This is a genomic window from Streptosporangium sp. NPDC004379 (assembly GCF_042873875.1).
In the GTDB taxonomy this organism is placed as follows: domain Bacteria; phylum Actinomycetota; class Actinomycetes; order Streptosporangiales; family Streptosporangiaceae; genus Streptosporangium.
In genome coordinates this window covers 470,727-487,847 of sequence record NZ_JBIAMC010000002.1, presented here as the reverse complement: position 1 = coordinate 487,847, position 17,121 = coordinate 470,727, and the positions used below count along the sequence as shown (strand labels likewise).

The 17,121-nt window shown below is 72.2% G+C and carries 15 protein-coding genes; 5 read left to right on the top strand and 10 right to left on the bottom strand.

All coding sequences use genetic code 11. From position 1 onward, the window contains the following. Nucleotides 1-52: 52 nt before the first annotated feature. From ACFYSC_RS06285 to ACFYSC_RS06275, 3 genes are all read right to left on the bottom strand, one after another. The gene (locus tag ACFYSC_RS06285) at nucleotides 53-949 is read right to left on the bottom strand and encodes a family 16 glycosylhydrolase (RefSeq protein ID WP_389957463.1); all 897 of its coding nucleotides are present in this window, start codon (nucleotides 947-949) and stop codon (nucleotides 53-55) included. A gap of 388 nt (nucleotides 950-1,337) precedes the next feature. Beyond that, nucleotides 1,338-2,234, bottom strand: a complete 897-nt coding sequence (locus tag ACFYSC_RS06280) for a family 16 glycosylhydrolase (RefSeq protein WP_389957460.1) — start codon at nucleotides 2,232-2,234, stop codon at nucleotides 1,338-1,340. Nucleotides 2,235-2,584: 350 nt separating this feature from the next. Continuing rightward, entirely contained in the window at nucleotides 2,585-3,199 is a 615-nt protein-coding gene (locus ACFYSC_RS06275) for a TetR family transcriptional regulator (protein WP_389957457.1), read from the bottom strand. 122 nt (nucleotides 3,200-3,321) lie between these two features. On the opposite strand from ACFYSC_RS06275, the gene ACFYSC_RS06270 reads away from it, so the two are divergent. After that, nucleotides 3,322-3,705, top strand: coding sequence for a nuclear transport factor 2 family protein (locus ACFYSC_RS06270; protein WP_389957454.1), 384 nt, complete (start codon nucleotides 3,322-3,324; stop codon nucleotides 3,703-3,705). A 119-nt stretch (nucleotides 3,706-3,824) separates the two neighbouring features. Here ACFYSC_RS06270 and ACFYSC_RS06265 read toward each other — a convergent pair whose 3' ends face one another. Further along, nucleotides 3,825-4,802 carry a zinc-binding dehydrogenase gene (locus ACFYSC_RS06265; RefSeq protein WP_389957451.1) on the bottom strand — a complete coding sequence of 326 codons (978 nt, stop codon included), beginning with the start codon at nucleotides 4,800-4,802 and terminating at the stop codon, nucleotides 3,825-3,827. A gap of 156 nt (nucleotides 4,803-4,958) precedes the next feature. Here ACFYSC_RS06265 and ACFYSC_RS06260 point away from each other — a divergent pair, with 156 nt between their 5' ends. Together ACFYSC_RS06260 and ACFYSC_RS06255 are read left to right on the top strand one after the other, a co-directional pair. Then, nucleotides 4,959-5,924, top strand: a complete 966-nt coding sequence (locus ACFYSC_RS06260; RefSeq protein WP_389957448.1) for a hypothetical protein — start codon at nucleotides 4,959-4,961, stop codon at nucleotides 5,922-5,924. A gap of 174 nt (nucleotides 5,925-6,098) precedes the next feature. Next, nucleotides 6,099-6,368 (top strand): hypothetical protein, encoded by a 270-nt coding sequence (locus ACFYSC_RS06255; RefSeq protein ID WP_389957445.1) that lies wholly within the window; start codon nucleotides 6,099-6,101, stop codon nucleotides 6,366-6,368. Nucleotides 6,369-6,452: 84 nt separating this feature from the next. Here the strand turns inward: ACFYSC_RS06255 and ACFYSC_RS06250 are convergent, their stop codons facing one another. From ACFYSC_RS06250 to ACFYSC_RS06235, 4 genes are all read right to left on the bottom strand, one after another. Next, on the bottom strand, nucleotides 6,453-6,830 hold the full coding sequence (locus ACFYSC_RS06250; RefSeq protein WP_362931645.1) for a GntR family transcriptional regulator: 378 nt from the start codon (nucleotides 6,828-6,830) through the stop codon (nucleotides 6,453-6,455). Continuing rightward, entirely contained in the window at nucleotides 6,827-7,636 is an 810-nt protein-coding gene (locus tag ACFYSC_RS06245; RefSeq protein WP_389957442.1) for a hypothetical protein, read from the bottom strand. The genes ACFYSC_RS06250 and ACFYSC_RS06245 overlap by 4 nt, the downstream gene beginning before the upstream one ends. A gap of 241 nt (nucleotides 7,637-7,877) precedes the next feature. Next, entirely contained in the window at nucleotides 7,878-8,660 is a 783-nt protein-coding gene (locus ACFYSC_RS06240; RefSeq protein ID WP_389957439.1) for an SAM-dependent methyltransferase, read from the bottom strand. Nucleotides 8,661-8,806: 146 nt separating this feature from the next. Next, nucleotides 8,807-9,418, bottom strand: a complete 612-nt coding sequence (locus ACFYSC_RS06235; RefSeq protein WP_389957436.1) for a hypothetical protein — start codon at nucleotides 9,416-9,418, stop codon at nucleotides 8,807-8,809. Between the two features lie 863 nt (nucleotides 9,419-10,281). On the opposite strand from ACFYSC_RS06235, the gene ACFYSC_RS06230 reads away from it, so the two are divergent. Together ACFYSC_RS06230 and ACFYSC_RS06225 are read left to right on the top strand one after the other, a co-directional pair. Next, nucleotides 10,282-10,536, top strand: coding sequence for a MerR family transcriptional regulator (locus ACFYSC_RS06230; RefSeq protein WP_362931691.1), 255 nt, complete (start codon nucleotides 10,282-10,284; stop codon nucleotides 10,534-10,536). A 183-nt stretch (nucleotides 10,537-10,719) separates the two neighbouring features. Then, the gene (locus ACFYSC_RS06225; protein ID WP_389957433.1) at nucleotides 10,720-15,081 is read left to right on the top strand and encodes a hypothetical protein; all 4,362 of its coding nucleotides are present in this window, start codon (nucleotides 10,720-10,722) and stop codon (nucleotides 15,079-15,081) included. Between the two features lie 76 nt (nucleotides 15,082-15,157). Here the strand turns inward: ACFYSC_RS06225 and ACFYSC_RS06220 are convergent, their stop codons facing one another. Together ACFYSC_RS06220 and ACFYSC_RS06215 are read right to left on the bottom strand one after the other, a co-directional pair. Further along, nucleotides 15,158-16,540 carry an RNA polymerase sigma factor gene (locus ACFYSC_RS06220; RefSeq protein ID WP_389957430.1) on the bottom strand — a complete coding sequence of 461 codons (1,383 nt, stop codon included), beginning with the start codon at nucleotides 16,538-16,540 and terminating at the stop codon, nucleotides 15,158-15,160. Next, nucleotides 16,537-16,908, bottom strand: coding sequence for a YciI family protein (locus ACFYSC_RS06215; protein WP_389957427.1), 372 nt, complete (start codon nucleotides 16,906-16,908; stop codon nucleotides 16,537-16,539). The genes ACFYSC_RS06220 and ACFYSC_RS06215 overlap by 4 nt, the downstream gene beginning before the upstream one ends. Nucleotides 16,909-17,121 lie beyond the last annotated feature (213 nt).

Genomic DNA, 17,121 nt, shown 5'->3' with positions numbered 1-17,121 from the left:
GCCGGCCCGGGTGACCACCGGGCGCGCGCGTGCGGCCGGCCGGGGTGACGCGTCACCGGGCGCGCGTGCGACCGACCCACACGTTGCGGGCGCGGAGATAGGTGTTTCCGGCGGGACCCGGCTGCTTGTCCCAGCCGGGGTCGTCGGATTCGATTCCCGAAGCCCAGGCGCCCATCTGCAGGTTGATGATGAGCCACTGGGGGACGCCGGCCCAGCCGACTCCCCGGTGGGTCGCCTTCCGGACCCCGTCGAAGTAGTAGTCGAGCATGACGTCTTTTCCCCGTTTGGACATCCGGACGCGGTACCGGTGCCAGGCATCGGGGTCGCGGACGCTGATCCGCTTACGCTCGACGAGCTCATTGTCGTCGGCGCTTCTGTTCCAGGTGTTGAAGAGGTTGGTGGAATTCCCCACGTATTCCAGGATGTCGCTCTCCGGCGGCCAGTCCGGCCAGATCCCGATGGTCCAGAAGGCCGGCCAGATGCCCTTCCCGGTCTGCGTGCGGAACTCGCCCTCGATGTCGTATTCGGGGAACCGGTCGTCGACGAGGATCTGCTCCTTGGCGTGGACGGCGCCCGAGCGGTACCACAGCGGAGCGTACGGCGCGTGCGGACTGTCTCCGTCGGGCTGAGCCAGCCGGGTCGCCGTCAGGGTCAGCACACCTTTGGCGAGGGAGACCTTGTCGGCGTGCATCCTGGCGGCGCCGTTATGGGTGTCGGCGTCGGCATCCCAGGGGTAGAGGTGGTTCCAGCTCCGGTCGAAGGCCGAGGAGCTGCTGAGGGAGGACCTCTTGATGACGTTCTCCCACGAGGCGCCGGTCCGGCGGGGGCGGCCGGCGGCTGAGGACGTGGCGTGCGCCCCGGCGGGGACGAGCGAAAGCCCTAACGACAGGCCGCCGACGCCCGCCGCCGAGGCCAGGAGCCGACGCCGGCTGACTTCTCGTTCGGACATGTTCTTTCCTTTCTCCGGCCCCCGAAGTCTCCGGCCCCCGAAGTCTCCGGCCCCCGAAGTCTCCGGCCCCTGAAGTCTCCGGACTCCGAAGTCTCCGGCCTCGAAGGCTCCGGACTCTGAAGCCGTCGGTCACCGGCGTCCGGAGGGAGGCCGGCCGCCGAGCCGGACCCGGGCCTGATCGCAGAAAAGCACATGAACGTCACAGATCGCGTACGGCCCGCCGTGAGTTTCCTCCCCGTGGGACGGACACCTCGTCCTGCGATCCGCGGCTCTGCTCCCCGAACCCCGAACCGGTCTCCCGAAGCCGTTCCCCCGGGGCTCGGACCGGCCCCCGATAGCCAGAGAAGCCCGGTGACGCGTCACCCCGGTGGACCCCCGGGGCGACGTGTCACCGGGCGCGCATGCGGCGGACCCACACGTTGCGGGCACGGAAGTAGGTGTCGCCGGAGGGGCCCGGTTGGCGACTCCAGTCAGGACCGAGGGGTTCGAGTCCCGAAGCCCAGGAGCCCATCTGCAGGTTGATGATGAGCCACTGCGGGGCGCCGGCCCAGCCGATCCCCCGGTGGGTCGCCTTCCGGGCCCCGTCGAAGTAGTAGTCGAGCACGACGTCGTCTCCCTGCTTGGACATCCGGACGCGGTACCGGTGCCAGGCATCGGGGTCGCGGACGCTGACCCGCTCACGCTCGACGAGTTCCTCGCCGTTGGCGCCCTTGCTCCAGGTGTTGAAGAGGTTGGTGGAATCCCCCACGTATTCGAGGATGTCGCTCTCCGGCGGGAAGACCGGCCAGATCCCGGTGGTCCAGAAGGCCGGCCAGATGCCCGGCCCGGTCTGCGTGCGGAACTCGCCCTCGATGTCGTACTCGGGGAACCGGTCGTCGACGACGATCGGCTCCTTGGCGTGGACGGCGCCTGAGAGGTACCACAGCGGAGCGTACGGCGCGTTCTGGCTGAATCCATCAGGTGTGGTCAGCCTGGTCGCCGTCAGGGTCAGCACACCCTGGGCGAGGGAGACCTTGTCGGCGTGCATCCTGGCGGCGCCGTTGTGGGTGTCGATCCTGTCGTTCCAGGGGTAGAGATGCTTCCAGCTCCGGTTGAAGGCCGAGGGGCCGCTGAAGGAGGACCTCTCGATGACGTCCTCCCACGAGCCGCCGGCCCGGCGGATATGGCTGCCGGCTGAGGACGCGGCGTTCGCCCCGGCGGGGACGAGTGAAAGCCCTAATGACAGACCGCCGACCCCCGCCGCCGAAGCCAGGAGCCGACGCCGGCTGACTTCTCGTTCGGACATGTTCGTTCCTTTCTCCGCCCCCTGAGTGCCTTTCTCCGGTCCCCGAAGCCGTCGGTCACCGACGTCCGAAAGGAGGCCGGCCGCCGAGCCGAAACTCGGGCCCCACCGCAGAAAAGCACAGAAATGCCACAGATCGCGTACGGCCCGCCGTACATCTGGGCGCCGGCTTTCCTGGGCACGCGGACCGGCGTGTCAGGTGGGCCGACTCGCAAGAGGTCCGATGGGGGCTCGCGGGGAGAACGCCGGGCACGCCGGTGTCGCCGGGCGGACGGCTCGTGGGCCGCTCACCGCGTCTGAGGCCGTGGGTCGTGGGCCGCTCACCGCGTCTGAGGCCGTGGGTCGTGGGCCGCTCACCGGGCCTGGGGCCGGAGCCCGTCGAGGATGAGACGGGCGAGGTGCGCGGAGCGTTCGCGGCTGGTCTCCGCGCCCGCGTGGCGGATCGCGGCGAAGGCCCCGGCGACCAGCGCCATCACCTCGTCGGCGGCGAGGTCGGGCCGTACGGCGCCGGCCGCGTGCGCGCGGTCCAGCAGGTCCGAGACGTGGCGGGTGAGGTCTGCCGCGAGGTCGGGGGCGGCGGTGCGCAGGTCGAACTCGGCGGCCACGAGGGCGCTCTTCACCGCCACGTTCTCGGCGCCGCTGGTCATCATCGCGGACAGCAGTGTGAACAGGGCCGCGGGATCGCCGGACGCGGCGAGTGCCTCCGCCTCCGCCACCAACCGCCGGATCTGGTCGGTCGCGACGGCGAGATACAGCGCTTCCTTCGTCGGGAAGTGCCGGTGGACGGTGCCGGGGCCGACACCCGCGCGGCGGGCGATCTCGTCGAGCGGGACGCCGAGACCCTCGGTCGCGAAGAGGCGCTGCGCGGTCCGCAGGACCCGCTCGCGGTTGCGGCGCGCGTCGGCCCGCAGCTCCCGGTCGCCGCCGGGGGCCGACGCCGAAACCGGCTTGGGTGGCTGGCTGGACATGTCGGGATCAGTATAACCGGGGCGTCGCACCGTATAGTGTGTCTGTAAGCGGGGCGGCGCACCGGTTGGAGTGCGCGCCGTTTCCCGTGCCCCGATCCGCCGGCCGCGAGGAGAGCACGCCGATGACCACACGCGAGGACGCCGCCGACCTGATCCGGCGGATGCAGGAGTGCTTCAACAGCCGGCGGTTCGACCAGGCCGCCGACCTGCACACCCCCGGCTTCTTCAGCCACCCGCTCGGCATCGCCGGGTTCGAGGCGGGCAGGGAGGCATGGCGGGCGGTCACCACCCGGTTCCCCGGCATGCGCGTCGTCGCCGAGGACATCCTGGTCGACGGCGACCGGGCCGCCGTCCGCTCGGTCGTCGAGGGGATCGCCGTCCCGGACGGCGACGCGCGGCCCGCGCTGTTCGAGATCTTCCGCTTCGAGGACGGCCGCTTCGCGGAGATGTGGGGGGCCAGCACGGGATTTCCCGCTTCCGCCGGTCCCGAGGACCTGGTCGGTTAGACCCGGGAACGCGCACCGCGCACCGCGCACCGTACACCGCGGAGTGCGGGCCGGCCTCCGCCGTCGTTCCCGCCACTCCGGTCCCGTCGTCGTCACGCGGCCCCCGGCCCGGCGGCCGGTCAGGCCCCGGTGGCGCCGGGCAGCAGCAGTGACTTGCCCACCGTGATGCGGGCGGCCAGTGCGCGGTGGGCGTCGGCGGCCCGCTCCAGCGGGTAGGTCGCGCCGATCGCGGGCCGCAGTCGTCCCTCCGCGGCCAGCTCCAGTGCCAGGGCCAGCCGTTCGCGCGCGGCCTCCCGGGTCGGCCGGCCGTCGGCCAGCGGGGTGAACACCCGCAGGTCGCGGCGCGCGGCCAGCTCCCGGTCCGGGGCGGCGAAGCCCTCGGCGGTGCCGTAGGTGACGAACCGCCCGCCGTCGGCCAGCGCGTTCAGGGCGGCCGTGCCGAGCGGGCCGCCCGCGCCGTCGTAGACCAGCGCGGCGCCGCCGCCGGTCGCCTCGCGGACCCGCTCGATCCAGTCCGGCCGCGTGTAGTCGACGGTGACCTCCGCGTCCAGCTCGCGGGCCAGCGCCAGCTTGGCGTCGCTGGACGCGGCGGCGACCACCCGCGCGCCGGCGTCGACGGCCAGCTGCACCAGCAGCGAGCCTGCTCCGCCGGCCGCCGCGGTCACCAGCACCCACTCGCCCTTCTGTGCCACACCCAGCCGTTCCATCATGATCGCGGTCGTGCCGTCGTGCACCAGCGCCGCCGCCGTCTCGAAGGTCATTCCGTCGGGGATCGGCATGATCTCATCGACGTCGGCGACGACCCGCTCGGCGTAGCCGGTGCCGGTACGGGCGACCACCCGCCGGCCGGCCCACGCCGGGTCCACGCCCTCGCCGACCGCCACGACCTCACCCGATCCACCGCCGCCCGGGATGTACGGCAGCTCGCGCGGGAAGAAGTCCCGGCCCCAGCCGCTGCGCAGCAGGGTGTCGAGGAAGATGACGTCCGCCGCGGCCATGCCGACGACGACCTGACCCGGGCCGGGCTCCGGGTCGGGCAGTTCCACCGGGGACAGCACCTCAGGACCGCCGAACGCGGCCACCTGGATCGCACGCATGAGCAAGCACCCTTCATGGGGAGAACGTGCGGCCCACTCTTCAACCTGAACCATGGTTTAGGTCAAATGGGTGGCCGACGGACCGTGTCCCCGTCGCGCGGTGTCCGGCTCCGGCGTGCCGAGGGCCCGGCCGCAGGTGCCCGTAGTCTTGCGTTCATGATCGAACGGGTGAAGGTCGCGGTGGTCGGTGTCGGCAACAACGTGTCCGCGCTGGTGCAGGGGATAGCGCTGTACCGGGCCTCGGGGAGTGCGGCGGGGATTCGCCGGCCGATGCTGGAGGGGCTGGGCGTGGGCGATGTCGACTTCGTGGCGGCCTTCGCCACCTCGCCGGAGAAGATCGGACGGGACCTGTCCGAGGTGATCTTCCTGCCGCCCAACAACTACCCGCGGATCACCGGCGAGCTGCCGCTCTCCGGCGTCGCGGTGTGCCGGGGCATCACCGACACCGCCGACGGCGCCGAGGTGGATCGGGTGGCCGGGGAACTCGCCGGAGCAGAGGTCGTGCTCTATGCCGCTCCCAGTGGCCGGCCGGAGACGGCGCGCGCCTACGCGGAGGCGGCGCTGCGGGCGGGAGCGGCGTTCGTCAACACCACCTCCGATCCGGTGGCCCGTGATCCGCGGCTGCTGGACCGCTATGCCGCGGCCGGGGTGCCGCTGCTGGGCGACGACCTGACCAGCCAGTTCGGCACCTCGGTCGTGCATCACGCGCTGCTGCGGCTGCTGGAGGAGCGCGGGCTCACCCTCACCAGCTCATACCAGGTCAACCTGGGAGGCACCGAGGACTTCCGCAACCTGGCCGAGAACGGCGACACCAAGATGCGGTCCAAGCTCAACGCCCTCGCCTCGGAGGGCGAGGCGTCCGCCCGGGTGCAGGTCGCTCCGCTGGGATATCTGCCGCACCTGAGGTCGCACAAGGTGGCGCACATCAACATCGAGGCGCAGGCCTGGGGTGAGACCACGGTTTCCCTGGACGTGAAGCTGAAGGTGCACGACCCCAGTGGCGCCGCCGGAGTCAACATCGATCTGATCCGCATGGCGGCCGGCGCGTTGCGGCGGCGTCGTGGCGGTTACCTCGACGAGGCCGCGTCGCTGCTCAAGTCCCCTCCGGGGACCGCTGTCTAGTTCCTCTGGATAATTCTGATTCCTGATTATTGAATGTTGCCCAGGTGGTGACTGTCACGTCCGCGTTCCACGGGCGACCGCCGCCATCCGACCTGCGAAAAGAAGCGCCCGTGTAATGACATGGGCGTCAAACCGGTGCGAAGTCATCGGCTTGGCGAGCGTAGGAGGCAGACCGTGGAAGTGCTGGTGATCCTGATAATCATCGGAGTCGTCCTCTACGCGTTGGACGGCTCCGGCTCCGGCTCCAGTTCCAGTTCCAGTTCCGGCAGAGGCTCCGGCAGTCGCGCCGCGGACAGGTACGCGAGGAAGGTGCAGCGGAAGCGGGATCGGGAGATCGAGGAAAAGCTAAAGAAAATGCGCCGGTCCGGCTATTCCGACAGCGGCGCGGGTGCCGGATTCGGTGGAGGCGGGTACGGCGGTGGCGACGGCGACGGCGGCGACTGACCACTCCTCACCGGTGACGAGGCGGCGGACACCCGGGCCCCGGCGTCGAGGGGCCCGGGGGCTGCAGGAGCGGTCGGGGCGCGGTCATGGCGAGGCCGGTGCCGTCGTGCCGGACGCCAGAGCCGCCTGCACGATGCGGATCGCCTCGCCCGCGTCGAGGCCGACGCTGGCGATCACGGCCGCGTAGTCGGCGGCGGCCCGGCGGGCCCGCTCCCGGCCTTCCTCGCCGGCGGCCGACACGAACGAGCCCGCCCGCCCGCGCGTCTCGATCAGCCCCGCCTCCTCCAGCTCCCGGTAGGCCCGGCCGACCGTGTTGACGGCCAGGCCCAGGTCGGCCGCGAGGTGGCGGATGGTCGGCAGCCGGGCGCCCACGGCCAGCGTGCGGTCCTGGATCTGCCGGGCGAGCTGGGCCCGCAGCTGCTCGAACGGCGGCACCGGCGAGGCCGCGTCGATGACGATCATCGGACGCCCATGGCCCGCCGGGCCGTCGTCGCGCTCGACGGCGTCCTGGCGTGGAGCGCGACGCCCGTGACCAGGCTCAGGATCAGGTAGGCGATCGCGGCGGCTCTCCACCAGCCGGGCGCGGTGCCGAACAGCAGCACCACGGGCAGCGCCCACTGCACGGCCGGCAGGTTGAGGTCGCGGGCGTCCTCGACGCGCATGATGACGTCGGCGGTCAGCGACTCCTCGTCCTCGGCCACGACCGGGTGCCCGAGCAGGTGACGCAGCTGCACGGCGATGATGGCCGTCACGCCGAGCAGGCCGATCAGCAGGACGACGGCCGGTTGCCGTACGGCGGGGTCGGGAACGGCCAGGGCGCTCCCGGCCAGCACCACCGCGCCGGCGGACGTGGCGACCGCGAAGACGGCGTACGGCCGGCCGAGCACGGCGCGCCAGCCGGGCTGGACCAGGTGGGTGGCCCTGCGGGACAGCGTCGCGCCCGCCCGCTGGTCGACGCGCCGCACCCACCGGTCGAGCAGCGACTGCGCCAGCAGCAGCCCGGCCATCGACGCGGTCAGGGCGAGCAGCGGCAGCGGGCGATACGGCTGGAAGCCGCTGAGGGCCGTGACGAGCGCGCTCACGAGGATCAGCGCGGCCAGGACGACGTGGGTGGCGAGGCGGGCGCGTCTGCGGACCGCCAGCCGGCCGGCCAGCAGCGGGGTCGGCTGGGCGTCGCCCAGGTCGTGCCCGGCCAGCCATTCGGCGGCCGACCGCAGATCGGCCGCACGCGTCGGCGGGCCGGCGTCCGGCGATGACTCGCGGGTCATGGCGTCTCCTTTTGTCGCAAGGTTTGTATTAACAGTGTGCGTCATAACTTGCGACAAAATCAATGCCCCGCGAGCTTCCGCCGATCGGGCCCGGAGCATGGACGGGGGAGCGGCGCGGAGGGTCCGCCCGGCGCCGCGCTCCTCGAACGTGCCGGAGGGAGCGGGCCACCTGGTCCCCGAGGAGACGGGAGGCGACTTCTGAACCGGCCGTCCCCGGCGGCCCGCCCCGCTCATCGGGGACTCAGCGGGCAGGGAGCCGGCCGACGCCGGCGAGGATCTCGTGGGCCGTTTCGGGATAGAGCTCGATGTCGGGGGCGGGCCGCCAGTCGGCGGGGAAGACGACGCCGGGGGGAAGGATGTCGAAGCCGTCGAACAGGTGGTGGATCTCGGTCCGGGTGCGGGGATGCACGGGGTTGGCGGTCTGGGCGTAGACGGCTTTGCCGAGATCGAGTTCCTGCTCCGACATGGTGTCGGAGCAGGCGTGGGTGGCGGCCAGGCAGCTTCCCGGGGCGAGGGCGTCGCGGAGGGTCGCGATGACGGCGTGGACGTCGCCGGGGATGAAGTGCAGGACGCCGACCGCGAGCACGCCGAGGGGCCGGGTGAAGTCGAGGGTCGCCCGTACGTCCGCGTTGCCGAGGATGGCCTCGGGGTCGCGGAGGTCGCCGGCGATGGTGACGACGCCGCCGCCGTCGACGACGGCCTGGCTGTAGGAGACGACGGCGGGGTCGTTGTCGACGTGGACGACGCGGGCGTCGGGGTGGGTTTCGCGGGCGATGTCGTGGACGTCGGGGTGGACGGGCAGTCCCGATCCGAGGTCGAGGAACTGGGTGATGCCGGCGGCGGCGAGGTCGCGGACGGCGCGCAGCAGGAACCCGCGGTTGGCGCGGCCGCTGTCGCGGACGCTGGGGAAGGCGCTGACGAGCGTCTCGGCGGCTTCGCGGTCGGCGCGGTGGGTGTCCTTGCTGCCGATCAGGCAGGCGTAGATGCGGGCGGAGCTGGGCTGTGAGCCGTCGGCGGGGATCATGCGGGGGCGGCCTTTCACGGGGGGAGGGGGGACCTTTCACGGGGGGAGATGGTGGATGCGGCGGAAGCCGCGGTGCCCGTTCTTCAGACGGCTGATCTCCGAGGCGATCACGCGGATGCGCCGGAGTCCGGGCGGATCGAAGGTGCTCAGAGTGGCGGGTGGTCGGTGATGCCGGGGCGGTGGTGCGGTCGCAGGCTCTGCAGCGCCTCGTTGATTCCGGCGCCGGAGCCGGCGGCGACCTCGGTGCCGGCGGGCCCGCGGACGCTGGCGTGGTAGACCGGCTCGACCGGCCCGGCGGTCGCCGCTCCGTCGTCATCGAGGCGACCGGTCCGCCCGGGGCCGAACCGCAGGACGATCTGCGCGCCGTCGCGCAGCAGCGCCTCGGCGTCCAGGAGGTCGGGGGGGACCGGGCGCGGGGCGAGGGAGTCGGCGGGGCACAGGGCGGCGATCGGCGTGCGGTGGCGGGTCAGCAGGATCGCCGAGCCACTGGGGCGGCCGGCCTGGCGGACGAGGTCGCCGAGCTTGGCGCGGGCCGAGGTCGCGGGCCAGGTGGGCAGGCCCATCATCGGGCCGGTGACCTCGCTCATGGGGACGAGGGCGGCCCATTCCCAGTGTTCGCGGGTGATCAGCGTGGTGCGGCCCTCCCGGGCGGCGCGCACCAGTGCCCCCCAGTGGGTGCGGGCCTCTTCGACGCCGAGCGGGGCGCCGTACCGGTCGACCAGGGCGGTGTAGGCGGAAGGCGTGGAGACGTCCATCATGCGAAAATCGTAAGCCGCCTTACGAATATATTGCAAGGCGGCTTACGAAAAATGAGGGTGGCCGGGGGTGGTCCTCATCGGCTTCGGCCCGCATGGCGGCCGTGTCGCCGACGCCGCCCCTGATCGGGCGGATCCGGATGGAGGGTCTGCTCTCTCCATGGCCGAAAATCTGTAGTGGCGACGGTAGACATTCGCGATGAGCGAGGGTAGGGTTTCTGACATCGCAAGGGACGGATCCACGAGGGCAGAGCAGTACGCAAGCACCACGACGAACTGCCCGGACGCACGTGGACAGCAGAAGACGAGGTAGATGGACGGCAGAAGGTCGGACGTGCCGGGGCCGACGAAGTGGAAGGGTCCTGGCCGTGGACGCGCTGCCGAAGCAGTGGCGGATGAAGTCGAAGTAGAAGTAGAGATACCGAAGGGAGCGTTGAACGCCATCAGGATCGCCCGTCGTCGGCTGAAGTTCGCCGCACGGGTGCCGCACCTCCACGGATTGGACGGTGGTTCACGGTCACGCATACGCGATCCCCGCACCCTCGCCCTCTCGGGCGGCCGGTGCGGAAGCAGTGAACCGGTCACAGGGCCGGTAGATGGTGTTGAACCTCAATTGGGCCCCGGCGCATCATGGCGCCGGGGCCCCTGTCCGCGTTAGGGAAGGTTTTATGGATCAATCAGTCATATCCCCGGGCTCTGGCGCCCGGGACATCGCTGGGAAAGCGAAGACGAAGGCGGCCCGCACACCCCCCGACGCGGCCGGTGACAAGGCGGCCCGGACGTCACCCGATGCGGCCGGCGGCAAGGACACGGCCGACGACGGGCCCGGCCGGAAACTCGATGACGAGAACTACCCCGCCTACAGCATGGGCCGGGCAGCGGAGATCCTCGGCGTCACCCCGGCCTTCCTGCGCAGCCTCGGCGCCGCCAAGCTGATCGAGCCGCAGCGATCCGAAGGCGGCCACCGCCGCTACTCGCGCTACCAGCTGCGACTGGCCGCCCGCGCCCGGGAACTGGTCGACCAGGGCACCGCCCTGGAGGCCGCCTGCCGCATCATCATCCTGGAAGACCAGCTCACCGAAGCCCTGCGCATCAACGACGAACTGCGCCGCCGCGGCTGATCGGTCACCAGCCTCACCACACCTGGATCCGCGATCCGTCCCGCCTTCCGTCGCCGGGTGCCGGCCACCCGATGCGGGACGGCGTCCACTCCCACGTCGCCGGCGACGACCCGGTTCGGGGGCGTCTGGCCGGGGATCGGGATTGTGCGGACTTTCCGGCCCCGGGTGGGTGATAGTGGCGGGGTGAGCGCTGAGGAGCAGGAGGGGCAGGAGGCTCGGTCGGAGCTGATGCGGGCCGGGGTACGGGCCCGGGTGGCACGGCTGGCCCGCACCTCTGTCTCCGGAGCGCGCCGCTGGTCGACTCCGGCGCTGCTGGCGATACTGTCGGCCGGGGCGTTCGGGGCGTTCCTGGAACCGGGCGAGGCCACGGCGGGGGCCGCGATGCTCGGAGCCGCCACCGCGGTCGGCGGCAACCTGCTGACCGACATCGTCAAGACAGGCATCGCCCGCCTCGGCCGAAACAGCGGTGACGACGCCGTCGGCGGCGAGTCCTCGCGGGAGGCGCTGGAGGCCGAGCTGGAGCAGCGCATCCAGCGGATCCTGGAGAGCGGCGGGCCCGAGGCCGAGGAGTTGCGCGCGGAGATCGCGCGCCTGCTGGAGGAGGTCGGCGCGGTCGGCGCCGCGATCGAGGCGACGATCGAGGTAGGAGACCGCGACCTGCAGGCGCATCTGACCCGTGGCCTGGCCGGTCTGGGCCGGGAGTTCGTCGAGTTCGCCTTCACGCTGGCCGCCGTAGAAGATCAGCTGCGGGTGCTGCGGGACGGCCAGGACGTCCAAGGGGCGCAGCTCGGCCTGGTGGTGGATCTGCAGTATCGGCAGGCGACCGACATCCGGCTACTGCTGCAGCTGGTGTCGGAGCTTCCCCGGCCGCACCCCGGCGGGACGCCCGGCGCCGGCCGGGCACGCTGGAGTGGCGGGAGCCCGTACCGGGGGCTGGTGCCCTTCGGCGAGGCCGACGCCGAGATCTTCCACGGCCGGGAGGTGACCACCGCGCAGCTGGTCACCACCGTCTCCCGGCGGCTGACCACCCCGGGCCTGGTGGTGGTGACCGGGGCCTCGGGGGCGGGCAAGTCCTCACTGCTGCGCGCGGGCCTGCTGCCGGCGATCGGCCGCGGTGAGCTGACGGCGGCGGCCCGGGACTGGCCGGTGCAGATCCTGGAGCCGACCGGCTCCCCTCTGGTCCGTCTGGCGACCTCCCTGGCCGCGCTGGCGGGTGTTCCGGCCCCTGACGTGGTGCGCGGCCTGCGAGAGGATCCCGGGCAGACGCCGCTGCTGGTGCGCCAGGCCGTCGAGGCCGACGCCCGCCGCCGTACCCTCCCGGCCGTGGCCGAGGGCAGGCTCGTCCTGGTCGTCGACCAGTTCGAGGAGGTCTTCACCCTCGTCCCCGACACCGCCGAGCCGGCCGTGGCGGAGCGGGAGGCGTTCGTCACCGCGTTGCACGCGGCCGCGACCGTCCCGTGCGGGCCGCACGGCGCCGCGGCGGCGCTGGTGGTGCTCGCGGTGCGCGGTGACTTCGTCGACCGCTGCGCCGCCCACCCCCACCTGGCCACCGCCCTGCAGGACGGGGCGTTCGTCGTCGGCCCGATGACGCGGACGGACCTGCGGCGGGTGATCACCGGCCCCGCCGACACAGCCGGCCTGGAAATCGAGCCGGGCCTGGTCGACGTCGTCCTCGGCGAGCTGCGCGCGCCGGGCGGCGGCTATGAGGCGGGGGCGTTGCCGCTGCTGTCGCAGACCATGCTGACCGTCTGGGAACACCGCGACGGCGAGCGGCTGACCAGCCGGGGATACGCCCGCACCGGCGGGGTGACCAAGGCGGTGGCCTCCAGCGCCGATTCCGCCTACACCGATCTGGCCCCGGATCGCCAGGAGACGGCGCGGCGGGTGTTCGAGCAGCTGACGGCCGTCACCGGCGATGACACTCTGGCCCGCCGTACCGTCGAGCGTGCCGCTCTGCACGCTGGCCGTTCCGAGGCCGAGCGTGCCGCCGTCGATGAGGTTCTGGAGGTCTTCGCCCGGAGGCGGCTCGTCGTCGTCGACGCCGGCCGGGTCCAGATCGCCCATGACGTGCTGCTGGGCTCCTGGCCGCGGCTGCGCGGCTGGCTGGCCGACGAGCGCGCCGACCGCGCCCTGCACACCGAGATCCTGGAGGACGCCGCCGAATGGGATCAGCGCGATCGGGACGCGTCGTTCCTGTACGGCGGAGTTCGTCTGCAGGCCGCCGAAGAAGCCGTCGCGCGTTGGCGGGCCGACCCGGACCGCTACGACGGATTCGGTCTGCCCGGCCCCGCCGCGGTCTTCCTGCACGCGGGCACCCGCGTCGCCACCCGGGCCCGGCGCCGTCGGCAGCTCCGGTTCACGGTGCTGGCGGGGCTGCTGGTGGTCGCGGTCATCACCGCGGTGGTGGCGGTACGTTCCAGCTGGGAGGCCGACCGGCAACGCGCCTTGGCGTTGACCCGCAGCGCCCAGGCCGCCTCCCAGAATGCGGCGACCTACAGCCAAGCCCTGCCCGACGACCCGGTGGTATCGGCGCGGCTCGCCATCGCGGCGCAAGCCATCACCGACACCGACGAGGCACGGGTGAGCCTGGCCGCGCTTCTCAGCAGACCCGCACGCGCTGTCTTGACCGGCCACACCGGCTCGGTGCGCTCGGTGGCGTTCAGCCCGGATGGTGAACGCCTGGTCTCCGCCGGAGACGACGGGACGGTTCGGGTCTGGGACGCGGCCACCGGCAGGCAGCTCGGTGCCCTCCTCACCGGCGACACCGGCGCGGTGAACTCGGTGGCGTTCAGCCCGGACGGCGAACGCCTGGTCTCCGCCGGCGCCGATGGCACGGTTCGGGTCTGGGACGCGGCCACCCACAGGCAGCTCGGTGCCCCTCTCACCGGCCACACCGGCTGGGTGCGCTCGGTGGCGTTCAGGCCGGACGGTGAACGCCTGGCTTCCGCCGGAGACGACGGGACGGTGCGGATCTGGAACGTGGCCACCGGCAAGAAGGTCGGTGCCCCTCTCGTCGGCCACACCGGCTGGGTGCGCTCGGTGGCGTTCAGCCCGGATGGCGAACGCCTGGTCTCCGCCGGAGCCGACAAGACGGTGCGGATCTGGAACGCGGCCACCGGCAGGCAGATCGGCGCCTCCCTCACCGGCCACACCAGCGCGGTGAACTCGGTGGCGTTCAGCCCGGATGGCGAACGCCTGGTCTCCGCCGGAGCCGACAAGACGGTGCGGATCTGGAACGCGGCCACCCACAGGCGGATCGGCGCCCCCCTCACCGGCCACACCGGACCGGTGTACTCGGTGTACTCGGTGGCGTTCAGTCCGGATGGTGAACGTCTGGTCTCCGCCGGAGACGACGGGGCGGTGTGGGTCTGGGACGCGGCCACCGGCAGGCAGATCGGTGCCCCTTTCACCGGCCACACCGGCTGGGTGCGCTCGGTGGCGTTCAGTCCGGATGGTGAAAGTCTGGTCTCCGCCGGAGACGACGGGGCGGTGCGGGTCTGGGACGCGGCCACCTACAGGCAGATCGGTGCCCTTTTCACCGGCGATACCGGCCCGGTGTACTCGGTGGCGTTCAGGCCGGACGGTGAACGCCTGGCTTCCGCCGGCGCCGATGGCACGGTGCGGGTCTGGGACGCGGTCACCCACAGGCAGATCGGTGTCCCCTTCACCGGCCACACCAGCTTGGTGTACTCGGTGGTGTTCGGTCCGGACGGTGAACGTCTGGCTTCCGTCGGAGTCGAGGACACGGTGCGGGTCTGGGACGCGGTCACCCACAGGCAGATCGGTGCCCCTTTCACCGGCCACACCGGCTGGGTGAACTCGGTGGTGTTCGGTCCGGGTCGTGAACGTCTGGCTTCCGCCGGAGACGACGGGACGGTGCGGATCTGGGACGTGGCCACCGGCAAGAAGGTCGGCGCCCCTTTCACCGGCCACACCGGCCCGGTGTACTCGGTGGTGTTCAGCTGGGATGGTGAACGTCTGGCTTCCGCCGGAGCCGACAGGACGGTGCGGATCTGGGACGCGGCCACCGGCAGGCAGATCGGCGCTCCTCTCGCAGGCCACACCGGCCCGGTGCGCTCGGTGGCGTTCAGTCCGAACGGTGAACGCCTGGCCTCCGCCGGAGTCGATGGCACGGTGCGGGTCTGGGACGCGGCCACCGGCAGGCGGATCGGTGCCCCTTTCACCGGCCACACCGGCTCGGTGCGCTCGGTGGCGTTCAGTCCGAACGGTGAACGCCTGGCCTCCGCCGGAGACGACGGGGCGGTGCGGGTCTGGGACGCGGCCACCGGCAGGCAGATCGGCGCCCCTCTCACCGGCCACACCGGCTCGGTGCGCTCGGTGGCGTTCAGCCCGGACGGTGAACGTCTGGCCTCCGCCGGCGCCGATGGCACGGTGCGGATCTGGAACGTCGGGATACCGTACGACCTTCAGAGCCTCCTGCGGGCCGCGTGCGGTATCGCGGTTCGGCCGTTCGCCCCCGAAGAGTGGCGGCGATACATCCCCGGCGAGCCGTACCGTCAGCCCAACTGCCCGGTCACTCGATGAGGTCAGCCGCTCCCGCCCGCCGTACCGGACCCGCCATGGCCGAGGCGGAGGTCGATCGGAAGAGGAACGTTCGGGGCTACGGTCGCAGGCGGGCGGCGCGGGACTCCAGGTGGCGTTGTTCGGCGATGCTGGCGGTGGCCTTCGCCGCGCGCCGGTAGTGCTCGTACGCCCCGGCCGCGTCACCGGTCTCCTCCAGCAGGTGAGCCCGTACGGACAGCAGCCGGTGGTGCCCGGCCATCCGCTCGTCGCCGTCCAGGGCGGCCAGCAGGTCCAGCCCGGCCGCCGGGCCCTCGACCTCGGCGAGCGCGATCGCGCGGTTGAGGGTGACCATCGGGTTGGGCGCGATCCGTTCCAGGATCAGGTAGAGCGCGTGGACCTGCCGCCAGTCGGTCTCCGCGGCCGTGACCGCGGCGGCGTGCGTGGCGGCGATGGCGGCCTGCAGTCGGTACGGCCCCAGCTCCGGGCCGGCCAGCGACGCCTTGACCAGATCGAGGCCCTCGTCGATCATCCCGCGGTCCCAGCGCGTACGGTCCTGCTCGTCCAGCGGCACCAGGTCGCCGGTCGCGGTCGTGCGCGCCGTACGGCGGGCGTGGGTCAGCAGCATCAGCGCGAGCAGCCCGGTCACCTCGCCGTCGCCGGGGAGCTGCGCGTGCACCATCCTGGTCAGCCGGATCGCCTCGTGCGCGAGGTCGGCGCGGTGCAGCTCGCTGCCCGAGGAGGCGGTGTAGCCCTCGTTGAAGATCAGGTAGAGCACGTGCAGGACGACGCGGAGCCGTTCCTCACGCTCCGGACCGGCCGGCAGGCCGAAACCGGAGCCGTCCGGGCCTGAGCCGGAGCCGGAGCCAACGCCGGAGGCGGTGCCGGTGCCGGAGCCAACGCCGGAGGCGGTGCCGGTGCCGGAATCCGAGCCGCCCGGACCTGAGCCGGAGGCGACGCCGGAGCCGCCCGGCGGGCCGAACGAGGCGCCCGCGGCCCTGATGCGCTGCTTGGCCCGGCTGATCCTGGCCGCCATCGTGGCCTCCGGCACCAGGAACGCGCGGGCGATCTCGGCGGTGGTCAGGCCGCCGACCGCCCGCAGCGTCAGGGCGGTCTGGGAGGCCGGGGTCAGCGTCGGGTGGCAGCACAGGAACAGCAGGACGAGCGTGTCGTCGGTGTCCGGCACGTCCTCCGGGACCACCTCGGCGGCGGCCGTCGCCGTCTCCCGCTCGCGGCGGGCGTGCTCGCTGCGGATCTGGTCGATGAGCCGCCGGGACGCGACGGTCACCAGCCAGCCGCGCGGATTGTCCGGCACCCCCTCGGCCGGCCACTGCACCGTGGCGGCGAGGAGGGCCTCCTGCACGGCGTCCTCGCACTCCTCGAACCGGCCGTGCCGGCGGATCAGAGCGCCGAGAACCTGCGGCGTGAGTTCACGCAGCAGGTCCTCGATGGGCAGCGGGTCCTCGGTGGATGGCGACGTCACATCTCCGATTGTCCATCGGCGAACATCACCTGGCGCACCTCGACCCCCAGGCCCTCGATCGCGGCGTCCGGGATCTGCGCCGCCAGCTCGATCGCCCGCTCCTTGCTCTCGCAGTCGACGAAGTAGAAGCCGCCGAGGTACTCCTTCGCCTCCAGGAAGGGGCCGTCGGTCACCACCGGCTGGCCGTTGCGCACGGACACGACGGCGGCCTGCGACGGGTCGACGAGCGCCTGCGTGGTGATCAGCTCACCGGACTCCTTCAGCATCTCCATGAACCTTCCGTGGCCTTCGCCGATCGCGGCCTTCTCCTCGTCGGTCAGCGCGTCCAGCACGGCCGGGTTGATGTGCATGCTGATCAGGAACTTCATCTGGCACTCCTCGTGGTTCGCGGGCCCCGTCCGGGTCCTTCGCCGGTCGGTCGGAGCCGTCGCCGTCGTCTTGACATCCCCACCGGAACTTTCTCAGAAGATTTTCGCCGCCCCGCGCCGGCGGTGCCGGAAACCGCCTGCCGGCGGTGCCGGAAACCGCCTGCCGTACGGATGTCAAGAAACCCCCCCGCCGCTCCGACCAGGCGGCGAGAC